Raw genomic sequence first — 16450 nt, forward strand, 5'->3', positions numbered from 1 at the left:
TTACAGTAAAAAACAAATAAAAATCCTGTTCCACATATTGTAGAACAGGATTTTTTTATTCTTTATACCAACTAGAGTATTTTATATAGTTATTAGCGATACGGTTTATTTCACCAGAAATAAGCTCTTCACTAACATCTTTTACTTTTTTTGCTGGAACACCGGCATATATACTTCCAGATGTTACTTTTGTGTTTTGGGTCACTACAGCGCCAGCGGCTATAATACTATTGCTTTCTATAACACAACCATCCATCACAATAGCTCCCATACCAACCAACACATTATCACGTATCGTGCACCCGTGCACTAAAGCATTATGGCCAATAGAAACGTTGTTCCCTATATGGGTTGGCGACTTCTGATAGGTGCCATGAATAACAGCCCCATCCTGCACATTTACCTTATTGCCCATTTTTATATAATTCACATCTCCACGAACTACTGCGCTAAACCACACACTACACTGTTCCCCCATTATCACATCTCCTAAAATAGTGGCGTTTTCGGCAATATAACAGCCCTCTGGTATTTGGGGCGATTTTCCATTTACGGTTTTAATAACTGGCATATTTTATTTTATTAAAAAAGAAGTCTCTTTATTCCTTCTCAGAATCTTCTTTTGGATTGTAATTTATATAGATACTATCTTATAACATTAAAAAGGGTTGATATAGACCTGCTTTATTTATAAATAAAAAAATAATACGATGCTAAAAGAATCTACAACTCGTTCTGCACTAAGCTTTAATTTACGGCAGGGCACCTACAATCGTAACGTACTTTTCGACAACCAAAATTGTACCCCAGCGTTATCTGATGAAAGCCACCACTGGAAAACCGCATAGCATTAGATTGATAAGAGTAATTGTAAGCCACCATGAAATTATTATAATCCATGCCTAAAATAGGTGTAATAAGCTGTAATTTTTGACTATTGATGCTGTTGTCACTTATATTTCTATATTCGGCACCATCCAAACTGGTTCTATACGATAGCCCTCCCCAAACATTCCCAAAGGCCATGCGCTTATATACTTTGGCATTTATATCCAAAGAAGCTTCTTTTGTGCCATCCTTATATTGAAACAAGATAGAAGGCTCATAACTAAAATCACTGCCCAAAGCCCCAAAAACACCACCAACAGAAAGCAAATATCGCCTTAAATTACTGGTAATCTGTATATCGTTATTAATTCCTGAGTTTTTCAGAAGATTCTTAACCGTACCATGTGCGTAATATTCTAAAAAATGGTATGAAAAACCAAAGTCCACATTAAAGTTTGTAGCACTTTCTATGGTTCCAGAAATACTAGGGTCATATCCATCTAAAGGAAATGTGGTTTCATCCAACTGATATTGGATAAATCCGGCACTTAACCCAAACGACAACATGTTTAAATCTACTTCACTTCTAGAAAACATCACATGATGCGCATAAGTAGCATATGCGCCTTTTTGAGAGTGGTACCCATTCTTATCTGCATAAACAATACCCCCAATACCCGATTGCGAATCTCCCACTCTACCATTTATACTTAAAGTAACGAGCTTAGGGGCGTTTTCATGTCCAAACCATTGCTGTCTTGCTGTTAATCTCACTTTCGAGCAATTGGCTACACCTGCCATAGAAGGATGTATCAAGTAATAATTATCCGTTAAATAATCTGTGTATATAGGCAAGCCTTCTTGAGAACTTACACCTAAGCTAAAAAGAATGCCTATAATTAGGTTTAATATGTATTTTAAATTCATACGTTTAACTTCAAAAAAGATTTCAGTATCACATAAACGCCTTAATTCCTAAAAAATCTCATATCCAAATAAGGATAAAACAGATAGGCACGCTCCTTTTAATTTTCAGGGACAACTAAAACCAAATATATGGATAACTCAAGCTTTCTTTTAGTATTTTTGTGAAAAATAGTTAAAATGAACACTTTCAAGGTTTCAATACAAGAAACGTCCAATAAAGCTATCGTTAAATTTGAATTAAACGAGTTTATAGTAAAGCATCAAAGTTATGAATTTAACAATATTGACGAGGCGAAAGCATCTCCTTTGGCTCAACAATTGTTTTATTTGCCTTTTGTTAAAAAAATATATATCTCTGGAAATTTTGTAGCAGTAGAACGCTATAATATTGTAGAATGGGCAGACGTTCAAAATGAATTAGCGGAACAAATCGAATCTTATCTCAATGAAGGTGGTACGGTTATAGAAGAATCTGCCATTTCACAAAAGAAAGTTCCTGTTACCATTTATGCCGAAAGCACTCCAAATCCTGCTGTTATAAAATTTGTTGCTAATAAAAAATTAGTAACCAGTTTATTTGAGTTTACATCTATTGATGAGGCCAAACTTTCGCCCTTGGCTACAGCATTATTTCATTTTCCTTTCGTAAAAAGTGTCTTTTTTGATGAAAACTATGTTTCCATAACAAAATATGATATGGCCGAATGGAATGACATTACTTTAGAACTACGTGAATTTATAAAGCATTACATTGAAGACGGTAAAGAAATTGTTTCACCTCATGCTGCGGAGACTTTAAACAAATCTTCTGGTCAATTAGATAATCATTATGAATCGCTTGACGACACTTCTAAAGAAATTATCAATATTCTTGAAGAGTATGTAAAACCCGCCGTAGCTAGTGATGGTGGTAACATACAGTTTATATCCTATGACCCCGAGACGAGAAATGTAAGCGTTATGCTGCAGGGGGCTTGCAGTGGCTGTCCCTCTTCTACATATACCTTAAAAAGCGGTATTGAAAATATGCTAAAAGAAATGTTAGGTGATAAAGTAAAAACAGTAGAAGCTATTAATGGCTAAAACGCTTAACAACTCAAGCTAAGTAACTATATATCAAATCTTTATTTTTTATTTATACGAAAGTTTTGTACTTTATGATCCATTTCGATTACAATTGATTGATTTATTAATCTTAAAAGACAAAAAATTATGGCCGTATTAAAAGTTATTGAAGTATTATCAAGCTCTGAAAAAGGTTGGGAAGAAGCCACAAAAAATGCAGTAAGACATGCTGCCAAAAGTGTAAAAAACATTCGTTCCGTTTACGTAAAAGAACAAAGCGCTATTGTTAAAAACAATGAGGTTACGGAGTTTAGAGTAAATGTAAAAATCACTTTTGAAGTAGATTAAACGGCATATTAAAATAAGCCTATAAAAGCGTTTCTTTATGAAGCGCTTTTATTTTACACAAACCTTTGGTGATGGTCATGTCCATCTTGCGCGCTATTTGCAAAATAAGATTTCCGTGCACCAATAAGGCCAATAAAATCATTCAAAACCAGAATGTTAGACTTTTCACTCATTACTATTGTAAAAAAAAACGCTTCATAAGCACGGTAAGCACAACACAATTCTAAAATTACAATCTTACTCTTTGCCAAGCGACGCCTTACTACGTTTAAGATTTTTGTGAGCCATAAAAAAATCTTATTTTTACTGTTCATTTTAAATAAAACACTTTTAACTTTAATAATTTATGGATTTAGAAAATTTTGAAACACAAAAATGGATTGATTTAGCTATACAATATGGACTAAAAATCATTGGGGCCATTGTCATTTGGATTATTGGTTCTTGGATTATTGGCAAATTACTAAAAGCAGTAAACAAAATCATGGCTAAAGGCGATTACGATATTAGCCTTCAAAAATTTTTGTTGAACTTAATAAGATGGACCTTAAAAATCATTTTAGTTATTGTTGTTTTAGGTACTGTAGGAGTTGAAACCACCTCTTTTGCCGCTATGCTAGCTGCTGTTGGTCTGGCTATAGGCATGGCTCTTCAAGGATCGCTAGGGAATTTTGCGGGTGGTGTTTTGATTATGATATTTAAACCGATTAAAATTGGCGATTATATAGAGGCCCAAGGAGAAAGTGGTACTGTAAAAGAAATTGAGATTTTTACAACAAAATTAACCACACCTGATAACAAAGAAGTTATTATACCAAATGGCGCCCTTTCAAATGGGAATATTACCAATTATAGCACACAAGACACACGCCGTGTAGATTTCACATTCGGTGTTGGTTACGATTCCGATATTAAGAAAACCAAAGACGTTATTTTTAATGTTATTAACTCACACCCATTAGTTCTAAAAGACCCGGCAACCGCTGTAAATGTGTCAGAGCTTGCCGATAGTTCTATCAATTTCTTTACCCGTGTTTGGGTAAAAAAAGAAGACTATTGGACTGTAAAATTTGATATTATGGAACAAACCAAAGAAGCACTAGATGCCGCCGGTATTGATATTCCTTATCCACATCAAGTTGAAATCCATAAACAAGGCTAAATTACAATTTAGGTTTAGGCTTTAAAGCTACAAAATCCTTTAAATAATAAGGCTCAAAATAAGCGACATCTTCGATGTCGCTTATTTTATATTTACTCTGTGCCAACACCCCCATTTCATTAGCAGAAGGTAATTTACCCTCTAAAAATATAGCATTAGGATGCTGTATCAGGATTTTCGTTTTCTCAACACCGTCTCCTATAAAATATACAGGCCCTCTTTCTAAATATTCAGAAAAAGAGTGGGAATCTAACACTTGTGCTTCTGTGCCCCTTATTGGGCTATAGTTAGCATCAAATACAGCGGAATAAACCTCCATGCGCCTAGCATCAAGTAAGGCTACAATAACACCATCGCAACACGCTACCTGATGCGCTAAGGCTTCTAGCGTCGAAATAGCAATCAAGGGTTTATCAAGCGCAAAACAAAGCCCTTTAGCGGCCGAAACTCCTATACGCAACCCCGTATAAGACCCTGGCCCTTTACTTACCGCAATAGCGCTTAAATCACTAGCTTTTATAAGGCTCGCTTTTAAAACCTCATCGATATAAACATGAAGTTTTTCTGCATGCGAATAGTTTTTAGCGTTATCTTCTTTTAAAACTATGGTTTCACCATCTTTTGAAAGGGATACAGAGCAATTAGTGGTTGCTGTTTCTATGTTAAGGATAAATATACTCATTAGTTAGTTAAGGGTTTGCCCATGTAAAAATCCAATACTTTTGTTTTAAAAACAAAATCATATTTGGCATTTATTAAAGAAGACTCCGCATTGATAAGTTGAATACGAGCCTGTTCTAGTTCAAAAGTATTCATAACACCAATATCATAGCGCTCTTTAGAGTTATTAAAAGCTAATTCTTGGGATGTTAACGATTTTTTTGCCGCTTCAAAAGCCTTTAGTGCCGCCTGCGCATCGGTATATGCTCTTTGTATGTTAGACTCTAAATCCAATCTTGCTTTTTCTAAGCCAAGCTTACTATTGTCTTCTCTTATTTTCGATTTCGCAACGGCTGTTTTATTTTGAAACCTTGAAAATATAGGAATGTTTACACTCAAATTCAAATTATGGCCTTTCAATAAATCCAATTCCCTAAAAAAGGCTTGTTTGATAAAATCGTTTCTAGATTCACTCCAAACAGACCCAAAGCCATACCCAAAACTTACTGATGGATAATAACCAGATTTAGATATCTCGGTATTTAATTCTGCATTTTCAATGGTTTTCTCAGCAACTTTAATTTCATTTCTATGCTCTAAGGCAAAATTTAAAATGGGGGTAATGTTTTTGTACATTAAAGATTCTGATGGTGTATCTACTTCGATAATCGCCACAGCAAAACCATTAAAATCTACTTGTAAAAGTTGTGCCAAGGTAAGCAAAGCTAAATTGAAATTATTTTCTGCAATAGTAACCTGTTGCGAGTCCCTACTCAAGGTAGCCTCAACATCAAAAATATTTGCTTTTGGCTGCACCCCAGCATCTACCAGGTCTTTCACTTGGATTAATTGCTTTTCAGAAAACTCATATTGGGCTTGCGCCGTTTCCAAATTTTCTTTGTTAAAAAGCACATTTAAATAGGCATTTACTACATTTAAGGCAATATCATCTTTTATTTTCGCCAACTCCAAATTATCAATTTCCTGGTTTAAAAGCGATTGCTTGTACAGATTTAAAGTTCTAAACCCATTAAATATCGTTTGATTGACCCCTAGGTTATAATTAAACGAGTGTGTGGTTTGGTTATTAATACGCTGATTGGTAACAGGGTCGAAGCCAGAACCAATACTCATACGCTCCCCAAAGCTCCCACTTAATGATGGCAAAAACTGTCCTTTTGCAGCAATAATCTCTTGTTCGTCTATACGCAATGTGTTTTCAACTTGTTTTACAGAAATATTATGTTCAAGCGCATAATTTACACACGCTTCTAATGTCCATTTTTTATCTTGGGCAAAAGATGAAACCGTAGTAAAAACCAAACAAACTGATATTATATTTTTAAACACCTTCATATTAACGGTTTCTTCCTCCTTTTTCATCTTCGTTTTCTTTTGATGCTTTATTCCAAACTTTAATTTTATCACCCTCTTTAATGCCATCTATAATCTCAACATTAATACCATCAGACAATCCTAATGCCACATTTTCCTTTCTAAAACCACCACCCTCTTCTAAAATTTCAACAAAAGGTTTTTCTGTAATTCTATTGTATTGTAAAAGCGCTTCCCTAATAGCAAAAATACTGTCTTTACTTTCAATATCAATTTCGGCATTGGCACTATAGCCCGCTCGAATATTGGTTGTAGAATCAATAGAAACATGTGCTTTTATTACAAATTGAACCGCACCATTTTCCTCGATTCCTTTTGGCGCCACAAAGGTTAATTGTGCAGCAAACTCTTTATCGTTAATCGCTCCTAAAATCACTTTTATTTGTTTTCCTTCCTTTAACTTACCAACATCAGCCTCATCAACTTTACCTTCAAAGATCATCAAGCTCATATCTGCAATAGTAGCAATAGTAGTTCCGGCGTTAAAATTGTTGCTTTGGATCACTTGGTCGCCTTCACGTACGGGAATTTCTAATATCGTACCTGGAATTTGGGCTATAATATTGGTATTTGCAGAACTACCGCCAGAAATAGATCCCCGTTTAATAATTTGATAATCGTTTTGAGATTGTGCTAAAGTTTCTTTAGCTTGATTGAAAGATAGTTCGCTGTTTTCAAAATCTTGCTGGGATATTACCCCTTTATCAAAAAGAGACTTGTTCCTTTCGTATAAAATCTTAGCATTATCATAAGATAATTTGGTGGATGAGATTCTACTTTTCGCACTAACTAAACTTTGCTCATTTGGCACGACACGTATGGTAGCAATTAAGTCCCCTTTTTTAACACTATCCCCTTCTTCAACAAAGATTTTATCTACAATACCTGATATTTGAGGTTTTAATTCCACTTCTTCTTCCGGATTTAGTTTTCCCGTTGCTACCGCTTTTGTGTTAATGGAGGTATAAAATGGCGCTTCCACCTTAAAGTCTTCAATAGCTTTTGAATTGGCATCTTTAAAATATTTCAATACCACAACCAACAGTATTAAAACAATGATTCCTAAAATAATTTTTACTGTTTTATTCATTTTTTTATTATTTTTTAATTTTCGAAGAAGGTTATTTTACTTTTTGTACCGATAACAATCTGCACCACCTTTTTATGTACCATGTATGTGTTACAAAAATAATTTATTCTTCCCTTAACGCTTCTATCGGTTTTATACTTGTGGCTCTAAACGCAGGTATCAACCCTATTAAAGTGCCTAAAATTATTAATATAATTAAAGCCACAAAAACAATCGCTATAGATACGGAAGGGTTTATAATGGCAGCATCCTCCCCGTGTCCGAAAAGTTTATTGACTAAAATTAAAATCCATCCTCCAGAAATAATGCCAAATATACCAGCTACCAATGTTAAAAAAACGGCTTCCACTACTATTTGCCTTTTAATTTCAAAAGGTGTTGCCCCTAGGGCACGGCGCACCCCTATTTCCTTGGTTCGCTCTTTAACAGTAATCAATAAAATATTGCCAATGGCAAATACGCCTGCAATAAGAGTGGCTATACCCACAAACCATGTTAAAAATTGCATTCCCGTTAAAAACCCTGTTACTTTCGCAAATTCCTTACCAGCATTCGCACTACCCAAGGCACGATTATCTTCTGGATGGATGTTGTTCAGGTTTTTCAATAATAATTTAACATCCTGCTCTATTTGTACGATATCATATTCTGGCTTAACCGTAAGCATCATAAATCCAATTTTATTTCCTCGGTTATAAAGTTGCTGAAAAGTGGTAAATGGAATATGGATATCTGTGGATGGACCTAAATTAATATTAGAAGGTTTTAGTAACCCGATAACCGTAAAAACACTATTGTTTATTTGGATGTATTTCCCAATAGCATCCTCATTTTTTTCAAACAATTGTTTATATACTTCTTCAGAAAGCACCGCTACCTTTTTTTTATTATTGATATCATTCTGGTTAATAAAACGACCATTCATAAGATGTTTTTTATCTACCAAATCAAGTAAGGGATAATCGCCTGCCACTCTAAAACTTCCCGAAAGAAAATCTCTCACCACTAGGGCTTGGTTTTGACTTCTAGGCACTACAAATTCAATACCCTCAATGTTTTCCTCAATTTTTTTAGTGTCGCCAAGTGTTAATTGCACTTGCCTGTTTTCCTGAAAACCTTTAAAAGGCATGCCTGTACTCTGTCCCCAAATAAACACACTGTTGGTTGCAAAATCCCCAAATAAAAGATTAAAATTGTTTTCCAGACCTCTAGCAGAGCCTAACAGTGCAATTAACAATAAAATGCCCCACCAGACGCCTACCATCGTCAATACAGATCTTAGTTTGTTTTTACTAAAGCTATCGTAAACTTCTTGCCAGGTATCTCTATCAAATAAAAATCTTAACATTCTAGTCGTTTCTTAGAGCCACAATGGGCTTGATTTGAGATGCTTTTTTGGCCGGAAAATAGCCAGCAATAGTTCCTGCAAGTATTAATGTTATGGTGGCACCAACAACCAAAACTGTGCCCACTCCAGGGTCTTTTATAAAATAGGTTTCAAGCATTGGCGCGGCAAGCTCTAAAACACCTACACCCAAAAGCAAGCCCACATATCCTGCAATAGATGTTATGATAACAGATTCTATTAAAATTATAAACACAATAGAACTGGGAGTGGCACCCAAAGCTTTCCGTATACCAATTTCTTTAGTTCGTTCTTTTACAATGAAAATCATAATATTACTAATCCCTACAATACCGGCTATTAACGTACCAAAACCAATAACCAAAATAATAACATTTAAAGCAAAATTAAATTGTTCTACATTTTTTGAGGCCTCTGCCATATTCCAAATCCGAATGGCACGTTGATCACTCTCTGCAACATTAAACCGCTTTTTTAATGATTTAATAAGGTCATTTCCAAACAAAACAGCTTGATTGTTACTTAATTTAGGATTATAAGTTAAATGCATTAAATCTACATAATCATTGTTACCATAAATTTGTTGTGCAGTTGAAATGGGCGTATAAATAACGTTTTCTTCATTATAGCCTTCATCATCAGTAAAAACCCCAACTATTTTATATTGAATGCCACTTAAATTAATATATTTTCCTATAGCATTTGTTTTTGAAAACAAATCGTCTTCTACTACTTTACCAATAACAACAACTTTTGCTCTGTTATGAATATCATTTTGGTTTATATACCGCCCTTCTTTTACCTTATTATTTTCAATAAACATGTATTCAGGATGGACAGCTCGAAGTTGATAGTTGTTCTTTTTATTTTTGAATGAAGCCGTAACCTGTCTATTTACTTTAGACGTTATATATTGGACTTTGTCGCCAAATTCGTCTAAAATAAAGTCATGATCTTCGTTTTTAAATTGGATACGTCGCCCTGCTTGTAAACCTTTATATGCTTTACTAGTACTTCCCGAAAATATTACAATAGAGTTTGTGGCATCGGTACCGAAAGTCTCTGAAAAGGTGTTATTTAAACCATTGGCAATACCGAACAGAATGGTAAATAAGAGTATAGCAAAAGCAACTGTAAAACCAGACATTAGACTTCTAGTTCTATTCATGTTTATACTCTGAAATATCTCTCTCCAGAGCCCTAAATCAAACATGTTGCTTTACTCTAACTTGTTCTATTTTTGTGTCTTCCATAATAACACCGTCACGCAAACGCACAACACGCTTACACATATTGGCTATATCTTCTTCGTGGGTAACCATCAAGATTGTTTTCCCTTCATCATTTAATTGCTGGATAAACGCCATGATTTCATATGAGGTTTTTGTATCCAAAGCTCCCGTAGGCTCATCGGCCAATAATAATTTAGGGTTTGCAGCCAAGGCCCTAGCAATGGCAACCCTTTGGTTTTGACCCCCGGAAAGCTCTTTTGGCAAATGGTGCGCCCAGGGTGCCAAGCCTACTTTTTCTAAATGAAACATGGCTTTCTCTAAGCGTTCTTTTCGTTTCATTCCTTGGTAATATAAAGGCAGTGCTACATTTTCAAGGGCATTTTTATATTTGATAAGGTTAAACGACTGAAAAATAAATCCCAAAAATTTGTTTCTATAAATAGCTGCTTTTTTTTCTGTTAGATTTTTAATGGGCAACCCATCGAGTATATATTCACCAGAATCGGCTTCATCTAAAATGCCTATGATATTGAGCAAAGTTGATTTTCCTGAACCAGAAGACCCCATAATAGCGACCATTTCACCGCTTTCTATAGCTAAATCTATCCCTTTAAGCACATGCAAACTAGAGTCGCCTATAGGATAAGATTTATGAAGTTGATTGATCTCTAACATATTCATGTTTTAAAATTACAAATAGCTAAGCGATTTGCAACCATATTATGACTATAATTAACGGTATTTATTACAAAAAAATGGTACAGAGATTTTATAAAAATCTACGCTTTGTTTTTCGAGTAAAAATATTTTCTATAAATACTAAAGCCTAACCCTGCCAGTACAATATATGGGATTGACATTAAATAAACGATGCCATCATTAATCCCTTTTGCAGTACCTTGGCCTTCTTGGCTTTCCAATACAGCTCGACACATTGCACATTGCGCATGAATATCTAAAATAAAGAAAAAGACGATTAGAAAAAAGAAAACTTTGTTTTTCAAAATAAACAATTTAAAAGATTCTACTTATTACCAGCATTATCCATAAATGCCAAGATATTACAACCTCAATTAACACCTATTACGCATAGACATAGTATGGCGAAATCATGATATAAACCACCACACCGGTTACCGTTACATAAAGCCATAAAGGAAACGTAATTCGCGCTATTTTTTTATGCCTTTCAATATCATTTGTAATTCCTCTTACAAAAGTAATCAGTACGAACGGAATAACGGCAATAGACATTATAATATGCGTAATCAATATAAAATAATATATATATTTAAGTGTTCCTTCTCCCCCAAATTTGGTAGAATCACTTGTCATGTGGTACAGCACATATAATACCAAAAACATAGCAGATAACGCAATAGCCGTAATCATTAACTGCCGATGCAAATTAATTTTTTTATTCATGATTGCAATAAAAGCCAATACTAAAACTAAGGCTGTTAACGCATTTATAGAAGCATATACAGGAGGTAAAAAAACAGGTAACTCCAGCTCTATCTTTATTCCGAAAAGCGCTGCTACTACCAAGGGTATTATAATGGATAGCGCAATAATTAATTTATTATACCTTTTAGGATCCAATATCTCTTTTGAGTTATTCATTAAGCAAGGTTTTAATATCGACTTTTAGGGCACTTATTTCTTCTTTAACACCATCTTCATCCTCTTTTTCGGTTTCTGATACAATTCCACCGTAATAAATAATCGGATTTCCATAATTATCCATCCTAGAACGAATAAAACCTTTTTTATCTATTAAAGCAAAGTTGCCAGAATGCTCAAAACCACCAGCTGCATTAGCTTCTTCTGCCGTATAAAGATTAAAGCCTTGATTGGCCAATGTGTAGATTACGTCTTTATCACCGGTCATTAAATGCCAATTCTCATTTGTGATACCGTAATTTTCTGCATAAGATTTTAAAACTTCGGGAGTATCATGTTCTGGGTCGATGGTAAATGATGCTACGCCAAAATTTTCAAAATCCTTAAATTCATCTTGGATCTGCACCAAATTTTTATTCATTCTAGGACAAATTGTAGGGCAGGTTGTAAAAAAGAACTCCACAACATATACTTTACCTTCATAATCTGTATTGCTTATCGTTTTTCCATCTTGATTTGTAAAAGAGAAAGAAGGCACTTTTCTTGGTTCTCCATTAATCTCTATGTAAACCATCTCAGGAGCATCTGTTTTTTTATCTTTAGCAAAATCACTTCTGCTCTCATTTCTAATAACATCTTTATTGGAAATTCGATCTACAATTTTCGGAACGAAAATAATACCAAAAACAAGAATGATAAAAGCAATACCTATATAGGAGTAATTTGTTTTTTTGTTCATCGTTTTATAAAATATAATTATTTAAAAAATTGATATGAGACTAATTGCAAAACTACAGAAGGGTTTTATTAATATTCATTTTTCAAATCATCTGCCCTGCGAGATTCAGAATTAAATTCACCTTTTCTTTTTTGCCTATATTCCGTAAATAAGATTCGAATATCTTCACTCATCTTATTTTTTATTTCGGACACTTGTATACAGTTGTAGCTTCTTAAGCCGTATATGGGTTTCTTTTTCGCCAACTCATTGTCTGATCTATCATCAATACGCCCTCTTTGGTTCAAATCTTTATCAATAATAAACACATGTTCTGAAGCAAGATTCTCATCTATAGAGCCATCACTTTTCAAACTCTCATATACTTTATGGATGGCGAGACTATCTCCATACACAAAAGACCAGAATCGGACGTCTTCATAAGTAACTATTTCAGACTTAAGTTGCTCCACTTGCTCTTCTGTGCCATGAGGCATTAATATAACAATTTGAAACTTTTTAAAACCCTTAAACTTATCATAGACCAATTCTTTTAAATTAGAAGCAGCTATGACTTTGTCCATGGGGTTTTTACCAAAAAAACCCAATACTGTAATATGATCTTTTAGCATTATAGGAGCCTCAGAAGTAGATTTAAATGCCTCCAAATCTAAAACATGTTCATTAACAATGTCCAATGGTGTATAGTTATGGGTTGCCGGGTACAGCAACAATAAAAAAGTAACAGGAAGAAAGAACAAAATCCCTAAAATTACGTAACGTTTTATTTTCTTGACATCCATTTTAACGATTATTGCTGTATTTTTAAGTAAGTTGCAAAAATAAATAAAGACGGCTTAAAAACCGTCTTTATTAGTCTATTTAACACTTGTACCAAATTGGGTAAACGGTGTTTAAAAATCTGTAGCGTTGTATCTGTTTGCTATAAAACGCGTATACAAATATTAGTATACGTATTAAAAATCTTGTTTTATATAGCCATTTTGGAAAACATCAAAAACATATCCTCCTTCTTGAAGCAAAATAAAAACCAAGTATGAAATTAAAAAGACTCCAGTCCAAACGATCATACGTCTTAGCGATTTCACTTCATCTCTAACATGCATAAAGTCCCAAGTAATATAGTAAGCCTTTACAATGGTTAAGATGATGAATATCCAATTTAGGATTTTCATGCCTATGAAATATCGCATTAAGATTTCAGGTTTATAAATCCCTAAAACCACTTCTACTGCTGTGATAATAGAAAGCAAGATTAAAACCCCCCAAATTTTTTGAATGTTTGATTTGAATTTTATACTGCCTCTAAAAATTTCTAATTTATGTGTGTCTGCCATTTTGATACTATTTTAGATCCCGATAATTCTTGGGATAACAATACTAATAATTTATTAAACCAGGTAAAAGAATGTAAATACAAATACCCACACCAAATCCACAAAATGCCAGTAAAGACCAACCTTCTCTACCATTTCATAACTTCCTTTTCGCTCATAGGTTCCTACTATAACATTAAAAAATATGATGATATTTAATATAATACCCACAGATACGTGAAAACCATGAAACCCTGTTATAAAGAAGAACAAGTCGGCAAATAATGGTGGACCATATTCATTTACATGAAGGTTAGCCCCTTCTACAACTTGTATTCCATTGTTTTTTAATTGTTGTAAAGACTCGCTTCTAGAAAGCACTGTCTTTTCGCCTTGCGCGTTATTGAATTGAGTTCTTACCAAAAGATTTTCATTGGTTTCAAATCCATGCATGACCTCCTCAAGGGTATAAGATGGCAAAGTACCTTCACTTACAAACCACAAACCGCTTTTACGATCTTGTTGTACTCTTTCTGTAGTACCAGCAATTGCAAAATCTTTTAATGCCACACGATTTCCTTCTGCATCAACAAACTGAAGCATATTACCCCCTTTTGTTTGTATCGCGCCATAATCACCTTTAATAAAAGTAGCCCATTCCCATGCTTGTGAACTCACAAAAACGAGCCCTCCAATAATTGTTAGAAACATGTATAGGGTCACTTTTGCCTTATTCAAATGATGTCCTGCATCTACAGCAAGCACCATTGTTACAGAAGACATGATAAGCACAAACGTCATAAACGCCACATAAATCATGGGGTGTTCTTGACCGTGCAAAAATGGCACGTGTGTAAACACTTCATCAGCGATTGGCCAAGTTTCACTAAACTTAAATCTAGCAAAACCATAAGCGGCAAGAAAACCTGTAAACGTTAAGCTATCGGAAACGATGAAAAACCACATCATCAATTTACCATAACTAGCTTTTAGAGGCTCATTACCTCCACCCCAGGTTTTTACCTCGGTTTCAGTATTTACAACTGTAGTACTCATATATAATGGTTGTTTTTTAGTTCGACAAAAATAATCATTTTATTTATTTAAAGAAATATACACATATAAAATTCAAGAAACACCGATAAAACCTCTATTAATCATGGTTTTTACTTCACAAAGTATAAAAATAGAAACAAATATATCCATAGTACATCAATAAAATGCCAAAAATTAGCAGCCAATTCAAGTCCCAGCATATTATCGGCTTGGTATTTTTGCTTAAAATGGTTATAAATAACAACCAACAAACAAACCATCCCCACAAGAACATGAACAATGTGCACCATGGCAATTAAAAAGATATAAGACATGGTTATATTACTTGTTGGCCCGGTAAAGTTATATCCTAAATCAATAATTTGTTGAAAACCTAAGAACTGATTATAAATAAAAACAATTCCTAAAACCAATGTAGCCCATAACAGCACTGTGGTTTGTTTGGCCTGACCCTTTTTTAAAGCTCTTTTTGCTAATAAAAATGTTACGCTGCTTAACAAAATAACAAAAGTACTTACGATAAAAGCATTGGGCAATTGGAAATCACTTAGCCAATCGGGTCTAGAGCTACTCACCACAAAGGCACTGGTCCACCCTGCAAAGGACATGATTAATGACACAATGCCAAACCAAAGCATCATCTTTTTCGCTCTGCTATTTTTTTCTTTAAAAGTCCCTTGTGTTAAATCCATTTTTATCTTATAAATTTATCGATAACATACACTATTTGAACAAGTGAGATGTATAAAACGCTCACCAACATAAGCTGTCTTGCGGCTTTTTCAGTCATTTTATTGAACAATAAAACAGCATAATAAAGCATCCACAAGCCCAGTAAAAACACAATAATTGCCGCTAATACAGACAGTTCTAATTGCCCTGTAAAACCAAAAACGGGAATAATAGATGTAAGAATAGTCCAGATACTGTACATAATAATTTGTACAGCGGTCCCTTTATCTCGTTTTCCAGTTGGCAACATAAAAAAACCACCTTTCTTATAATCTTCGTATAAAAACCAACCTATAGCCCAAAAATGGGGGAATTGCCAAAAAAACTGTAAAGCGAATAAGGTTCCGGGTTCAATCCCAAACCGATCTGTAGCAGCTACCCAACCTAACATAAAAGGAATAGCCCCTGGAATGGCTCCAGCAAAAACAGCTAATGGCGTTTTTGTTTTTAGCGGCGTATAAACACAGGTGTACAAAAATATCGAAATTGCCCCAAACATGGCCGTTTGCTTATTAATACTATATAATATGATAAGCCCAAGCAGGGTAAAAACAGAAGCTATTACAAAGGCGACGTTAACAGACATTCTTCCCGCGGGAATCGGCCTGTTTTTAGTACGGCTCATTAACGTATCTAAATCTTTTTCAATAATTTGATTAAAGGCATTGGAAGCGCCCACCATAAAATACCCGCCAAACGCTAATAAAACAAGTGTTTTATAATCAACCGTTTCTACTCCTAACAAATAACCAGCAAGAGAGGAAAAGACGACACTTAATGACAAACGCATTTTAGTGATCTCTTTAAAATCTGAAATCACGGAAGGTGTTGCTATAGAAGGTTTTGAGTCGCTCAATGTAAAAGTTGATAATAGGCATTTATAATGCGCGTGCAAAGATACTTTAATAAAG

At 34.3% G+C, this 16450-nt stretch carries 20 protein-coding genes; 3 read left to right on the forward strand and 17 right to left on the reverse strand.

What is annotated here, in order from left to right; all coding sequences use genetic code 11:
* Positions 1 to 55: 55 nt before the first annotated feature.
* Both ACFFU9_RS05605 and ACFFU9_RS05610 read right to left on the reverse strand, forming a co-directional pair.
* A complete protein-coding gene (locus ACFFU9_RS05605; protein ID WP_379860411.1) occupies positions 56 to 571 on the reverse strand; it encodes a gamma carbonic anhydrase family protein in 516 nt (171 codons plus the stop codon).
* Between the two features lie 176 nt (positions 572 to 747).
* Positions 748 to 1755: a PorP/SprF family type IX secretion system membrane protein gene (locus tag ACFFU9_RS05610; protein ID WP_379860412.1), complete on the reverse strand. Its 1008-nt coding sequence runs from the start codon at positions 1753 to 1755 to the stop codon at positions 748 to 750.
* Between the two features lie 177 nt (positions 1756 to 1932).
* On the opposite strand from ACFFU9_RS05610, the gene ACFFU9_RS05615 reads away from it, so the two are divergent.
* Together ACFFU9_RS05615 and ACFFU9_RS05620 are read left to right on the forward strand one after the other, a co-directional pair.
* On the forward strand, positions 1933 to 2838 hold the full coding sequence (locus ACFFU9_RS05615) for a NifU family protein (RefSeq protein ID WP_379860413.1): 906 nt from the start codon (positions 1933 to 1935) through the stop codon (positions 2836 to 2838).
* 129 nt (positions 2839 to 2967) lie between these two features.
* Positions 2968 to 3168 (forward strand): dodecin family protein, encoded by a 201-nt coding sequence (locus ACFFU9_RS05620; protein ID WP_379860414.1) that lies wholly within the window; start codon positions 2968 to 2970, stop codon positions 3166 to 3168.
* A 53-nt stretch (positions 3169 to 3221) separates the two neighbouring features.
* On the opposite strand, the gene ACFFU9_RS05625 is transcribed toward ACFFU9_RS05620, so the two are convergent.
* Positions 3222 to 3482: a hypothetical protein gene (locus tag ACFFU9_RS05625; protein ID WP_379860415.1), complete on the reverse strand. Its 261-nt coding sequence runs from the start codon at positions 3480 to 3482 to the stop codon at positions 3222 to 3224.
* A 32-nt stretch (positions 3483 to 3514) separates the two neighbouring features.
* Here ACFFU9_RS05625 and ACFFU9_RS05630 point away from each other — a divergent pair, with 32 nt between their 5' ends.
* Positions 3515 to 4330 (forward strand): mechanosensitive ion channel family protein, encoded by an 816-nt coding sequence (locus tag ACFFU9_RS05630; RefSeq protein ID WP_379860416.1) that lies wholly within the window; start codon positions 3515 to 3517, stop codon positions 4328 to 4330.
* Position 4331: 1 nt separating this feature from the next.
* On the opposite strand, the gene tsaB is transcribed toward ACFFU9_RS05630, so the two are convergent.
* The 14 genes from tsaB to cyoE all read right to left on the reverse strand — a co-directional run bounded on the left by tsaB (position 4332) and on the right by cyoE (position 16395).
* The gene (gene tsaB / locus ACFFU9_RS05635; protein ID WP_379860417.1) at positions 4332 to 5012 is read right to left on the reverse strand and encodes a tRNA (adenosine(37)-N6)-threonylcarbamoyltransferase complex dimerization subunit type 1 TsaB; all 681 of its coding nucleotides are present in this window, start codon (positions 5010 to 5012) and stop codon (positions 4332 to 4334) included.
* A complete protein-coding gene (locus tag ACFFU9_RS05640) occupies positions 5012 to 6373 on the reverse strand; it encodes a TolC family protein (protein WP_379860418.1) in 1362 nt (453 codons plus the stop codon). Before ACFFU9_RS05640 ends, tsaB begins: the two co-directional genes overlap by 1 nt.
* Positions 6348 to 7475 (reverse strand): efflux RND transporter periplasmic adaptor subunit, encoded by a 1128-nt coding sequence (locus tag ACFFU9_RS05645; RefSeq protein ID WP_379860419.1) that lies wholly within the window; start codon positions 7473 to 7475, stop codon positions 6348 to 6350. Before ACFFU9_RS05645 ends, ACFFU9_RS05640 begins: the two co-directional genes overlap by 26 nt.
* Positions 7476 to 7578: 103 nt before the next feature.
* A complete protein-coding gene (locus tag ACFFU9_RS05650) occupies positions 7579 to 8823 on the reverse strand; it encodes an ABC transporter permease (RefSeq protein ID WP_379860420.1) in 1245 nt (414 codons plus the stop codon).
* 1 nt (position 8824) lies between these two features.
* A complete protein-coding gene (locus ACFFU9_RS05655; RefSeq protein WP_379860421.1) occupies positions 8825 to 10054 on the reverse strand; it encodes an ABC transporter permease in 1230 nt (409 codons plus the stop codon).
* Complete coding sequence (locus ACFFU9_RS05660; protein WP_379860466.1) at positions 10047 to 10748, reverse strand: ABC transporter ATP-binding protein; 702 nt, start codon at positions 10746 to 10748, stop codon at positions 10047 to 10049. Before ACFFU9_RS05660 ends, ACFFU9_RS05655 begins: the two co-directional genes overlap by 8 nt.
* A 104-nt stretch (positions 10749 to 10852) precedes the next feature.
* Positions 10853 to 11077 carry a CAMCR motif-containing small membrane protein gene (locus ACFFU9_RS05665; protein ID WP_379860422.1) on the reverse strand — a complete coding sequence of 75 codons (225 nt, stop codon included), beginning with the start codon at positions 11075 to 11077 and terminating at the stop codon, positions 10853 to 10855.
* A 79-nt stretch (positions 11078 to 11156) separates the two neighbouring features.
* A complete protein-coding gene (locus ACFFU9_RS05670; RefSeq protein ID WP_379860423.1) occupies positions 11157 to 11696 on the reverse strand; it encodes a DUF420 domain-containing protein in 540 nt (179 codons plus the stop codon).
* Positions 11689 to 12435: an SCO family protein gene (locus tag ACFFU9_RS05675; RefSeq protein ID WP_379860424.1), complete on the reverse strand. Its 747-nt coding sequence runs from the start codon at positions 12433 to 12435 to the stop codon at positions 11689 to 11691. Before ACFFU9_RS05675 ends, ACFFU9_RS05670 begins: the two co-directional genes overlap by 8 nt.
* A gap of 68 nt (positions 12436 to 12503) precedes the next feature.
* Positions 12504 to 13217 (reverse strand): hypothetical protein, encoded by a 714-nt coding sequence (locus ACFFU9_RS05680; RefSeq protein ID WP_379860425.1) that lies wholly within the window; start codon positions 13215 to 13217, stop codon positions 12504 to 12506.
* Positions 13218 to 13391: 174 nt separating this feature from the next.
* Positions 13392 to 13772 (reverse strand): cytochrome C oxidase subunit IV family protein, encoded by a 381-nt coding sequence (locus tag ACFFU9_RS05685; protein ID WP_379860426.1) that lies wholly within the window; start codon positions 13770 to 13772, stop codon positions 13392 to 13394.
* A gap of 54 nt (positions 13773 to 13826) precedes the next feature.
* The gene (locus ACFFU9_RS05690) at positions 13827 to 14807 is read right to left on the reverse strand and encodes a cytochrome c oxidase subunit 3 (RefSeq protein ID WP_379860427.1); all 981 of its coding nucleotides are present in this window, start codon (positions 14805 to 14807) and stop codon (positions 13827 to 13829) included.
* A gap of 110 nt (positions 14808 to 14917) precedes the next feature.
* Positions 14918 to 15499: a cytochrome c oxidase subunit 3 gene (locus tag ACFFU9_RS05695; protein WP_379860428.1), complete on the reverse strand. Its 582-nt coding sequence runs from the start codon at positions 15497 to 15499 to the stop codon at positions 14918 to 14920.
* Positions 15500 to 15501: 2 nt separating this feature from the next.
* Positions 15502 to 16395, reverse strand: a complete 894-nt coding sequence (gene cyoE, locus ACFFU9_RS05700) for a heme o synthase (RefSeq protein WP_379860429.1) — start codon at positions 16393 to 16395, stop codon at positions 15502 to 15504.
* Positions 16396 to 16450 lie beyond the last annotated feature (55 nt).

The organism is Mariniflexile ostreae, from assembly GCF_042427585.1.
GTDB lineage: Bacteria > Bacteroidota > Bacteroidia > Flavobacteriales > Flavobacteriaceae > Pseudalgibacter > Pseudalgibacter ostreae.

Coding starts and splice junctions, on each gene's coding strand:
- ACFFU9_RS05605 (WP_379860411.1), bottom strand. CDS start 571: ATGCCAGTTATTAAAACCGTAAATGGAAAATCGCCCCAAATACCAGAG.
- ACFFU9_RS05610 (WP_379860412.1), bottom strand. CDS start 1,755: ATGAATTTAAAATACATATTAAACCTAATTATAGGCATTCTTTTTAGC.
- ACFFU9_RS05615 (WP_379860413.1), top strand. CDS start 1,933: ATGAACACTTTCAAGGTTTCAATACAAGAAACGTCCAATAAAGCTATC.
- ACFFU9_RS05620 (WP_379860414.1), top strand. CDS start 2,968: ATGGCCGTATTAAAAGTTATTGAAGTATTATCAAGCTCTGAAAAAGGT.
- ACFFU9_RS05625 (WP_379860415.1), bottom strand. CDS start 3,482: ATGAACAGTAAAAATAAGATTTTTTTATGGCTCACAAAAATCTTAAAC.
- ACFFU9_RS05630 (WP_379860416.1), top strand. CDS start 3,515: ATGGATTTAGAAAATTTTGAAACACAAAAATGGATTGATTTAGCTATA.
- tsaB (WP_379860417.1), bottom strand. CDS start 5,012: ATGAGTATATTTATCCTTAACATAGAAACAGCAACCACTAATTGCTCT.
- ACFFU9_RS05640 (WP_379860418.1), bottom strand. CDS start 6,373: ATGAAAAAGGAGGAAGAAACCGTTAATATGAAGGTGTTTAAAAATATA.
- ACFFU9_RS05645 (WP_379860419.1), bottom strand. CDS start 7,475: ATGAATAAAACAGTAAAAATTATTTTAGGAATCATTGTTTTAATACTG.
- ACFFU9_RS05650 (WP_379860420.1), bottom strand. CDS start 8,823: ATGTTAAGATTTTTATTTGATAGAGATACCTGGCAAGAAGTTTACGAT.
- ACFFU9_RS05655 (WP_379860421.1), bottom strand. CDS start 10,054: ATGTTTGATTTAGGGCTCTGGAGAGAGATATTTCAGAGTATAAACATG.
- ACFFU9_RS05660 (WP_379860466.1), bottom strand. CDS start 10,748: ATGTTAGAGATCAATCAACTTCATAAATCTTATCCTATAGGCGACTCT.
- ACFFU9_RS05670 (WP_379860423.1), bottom strand. CDS start 11,696: ATGAATAACTCAAAAGAGATATTGGATCCTAAAAGGTATAATAAATTA.
- ACFFU9_RS05675 (WP_379860424.1), bottom strand. CDS start 12,435: ATGAACAAAAAAACAAATTACTCCTATATAGGTATTGCTTTTATCATT.
- ACFFU9_RS05680 (WP_379860425.1), bottom strand. CDS start 13,217: ATGGATGTCAAGAAAATAAAACGTTACGTAATTTTAGGGATTTTGTTC.
- ACFFU9_RS05685 (WP_379860426.1), bottom strand. CDS start 13,772: ATGGCAGACACACATAAATTAGAAATTTTTAGAGGCAGTATAAAATTC.
- ACFFU9_RS05690 (WP_379860427.1), bottom strand. CDS start 14,807: ATGAGTACTACAGTTGTAAATACTGAAACCGAGGTAAAAACCTGGGGT.
- ACFFU9_RS05695 (WP_379860428.1), bottom strand. CDS start 15,499: ATGGATTTAACACAAGGGACTTTTAAAGAAAAAAATAGCAGAGCGAAA.